General features: G+C 65.4%; 2 protein-coding genes. One reads left to right on the top strand and one right to left on the bottom strand.

All coding sequences use genetic code 11. The features are described from left to right. Positions 1–43 precede the first annotated feature (43 nt). Complete coding sequence (ppk2, locus tag DBR23_RS17925) at positions 44–958, bottom strand: polyphosphate kinase 2 (protein WP_056067080.1); 915 nt, start codon at positions 956–958, stop codon at positions 44–46. A 149-nt stretch (positions 959–1,107) separates the two neighbouring features. Here ppk2 and DBR23_RS17930 point away from each other — a divergent pair, with 149 nt between their 5' ends. Continuing rightward, the gene (locus tag DBR23_RS17930) at positions 1,108–2,148 is read left to right on the top strand and encodes a transporter (protein WP_108499127.1); all 1,041 of its coding nucleotides are present in this window, start codon (positions 1,108–1,110) and stop codon (positions 2,146–2,148) included. The last annotated feature ends 73 nt before the right edge of the window (positions 2,149–2,221 follow it).

Genomic DNA, 2,221 nt, shown 5'->3' on the forward strand with positions numbered 1-2,221 from the left:
ACGCGTAGCCTCCCTCGGCCCCGCAGGGGGCGCGTCAGATGTCTTAGTAGATCTCTGGCACGTACATGCTTGCAGGCACGGGCTGGCGCAAATACTCAGGGTTGCGCACGCGGTCGGGCAGCACCACGGGCGGGTGTGGGACCTCCTGGTAGGGCAGCTGAGACAGCAGGTGTGCAATGCAGTTCAGGCGCGCCTTTTTCTTGTCCACCGCCTGCACGACCCACCAGGGTGCTTCGGGGATGTGGGTGCGCTCCAGCATCGTTTCCTTGGCCTTGGTGTAGGCCTCCCAGCGCACGCGGCTTTCCAGGTCCATGGGGCTGAGCTTCCACTGCTTGAGCGGGTCGTGAATACGGCCCAGAAAGCGCAGGTGCTGCTCTTCATCGGTGATGGAGAACCAGTATTTGACCAGCGTGATACCCGAACGCACCAGCATCTTTTCAAACTCGGGCACGGTGCGGAAGAACTCTTCGTATTCGTCGTCGGTGCAAAAGCCCATCACCCGCTCAACGCCCGCGCGGTTGTACCAGCTGCGGTCAAACAGCACCATCTCGCCCGCCGCAGGCAGGTGCGCTACATAGCGCTGAAAGTACCACTGCGTGCGCTCTCGGTCGTTGGGTGCGGGCAGTGCCGCCACACGGGCAACACGGGGGTTCAGGCGCTGCGTGATGCGCTTGATGACGCCCCCCTTGCCCGCCGCATCGCGCCCCTCGAACAGGATCACCACCTTCTGGCGGCTGTGCTGCACCCAATCCTGCAGCTTGACCAGCTCGCCCTGCAGGCGGAACAGGTCCTTGAAGTATTGCTGGCGCGCCAGCTTGTCGCCAGGGCTGGGGGCGCCGATGTCATCGACCTCGCGGTCTTCGATCTCCAGTTCCAGCTCTTCGTCGTAGCTGTCGATGAGGTCGTTGGCGATGCGTTGCATCAGCTCCTGCGTGTCAAGGGCGTTGTTGTAGAACATGGGCAAGCATCCGGCGGTAGTGCAAATCAGATGCGCGATGGTGGACCGCTGCAGTGACAGCGCCATGACACTGGTGTGATCTGTCACAACGCTGTCATGCCCAGAGGCCAGCATGCGAGGCCGTGCCGCCCGCAGACCACCCCGCCGCTTTGTCAAATCCCCTCGCCCCCAACGCCAGCCTGAACTACGGCGGAGATGCCGCCGGGCTGATCTGCGGCTACCTGCTGGGTACCGACACCCCGCCGCAGGAGGTGGATTCGGCCCAGGCCGCGCAATGGCTGGCCGACCTGCAGGCAGGCGCCGCGCCGTCAGGGCAGTTTCTGTGGCTGCACTTCAACCTGAGCCACGCGCAGGCAGTGCGCTGGATGGAGCGGCACGCCCATCTGCCGGAAGCCTTTTTTGATGCGCTCAAGGACCGCTCGGTCTCGACACGCATCGAGCGCGACGACGACACGCTGATTGCCGTGCTCAACGACGCACACTTTGATTTTGCGTTCGAGCCTTCGGACATTGCGACCCTGTGGACCAGCGTGGCGCCGCACCTGATGGTGACCGGCCGCACGCGCCCGCTGCGGTCGGTGGACGTGCTGCGCACTGCCGTGCGCACCGGCAATGCCCCCTGCTCCAGCGTGGCGCTGCTGGCCGAGCTGATGCGCACCCAGGCCTCGGGCCTGGTGGACATCGTGCGTGGCGTGACACAACGCATCGACGATGTAGAAGACGCACTGCTGGCCGGGCGCCTGGACCACAAGCGCGCGCGGCTGGGTGTGCTGCGACGCTTGCTGGTGCGACTGCAGCGGCTGCTGGCGCCCGAGCCGGCAGCGCTGTTTCGCCTGCTGCAGCACCCGCCCGCGTGGATGGGCGCCGACGATGCACAGGAGCTGCGCGATTCGACCGAGGAGTTTTCGGTGGTGCTGCGCGACATGCAGGGCCTGCAGGAGCGCATCAAGCTGCTGCAGGAAGAAATCGCCGCCAGCGTGCAGGAGGCCAACAGCCGCAGCCTGTTTGTGCTGACGGTGGTGACCGTGCTGGCCCTGCCCATCAACATTCTGGCCGGCCTGTTTGGGATGAATGTGGGCGGGGTGCCGTTGGCCGACAACGGCCACGGCTTCTGGATCATCGTGGCCGTGGTGGCGGCTTTCACGGCGGTTGCGGGCTGGCTGGCCCTGCGAGGCACGCGCGATCAGTAAGTGGGACCGTGCGACAGGTTCGATCGCCCGACAGGCCCGGTGGCAAGCCCCACTACAATGCCGCCCCTTGCCC

Source organism: Acidovorax sp. HMWF018 (assembly GCF_003061035.1).
Classification (GTDB): Bacteria; Pseudomonadota; Gammaproteobacteria; order Burkholderiales; family Burkholderiaceae_C; genus Acidovorax; species Acidovorax delafieldii.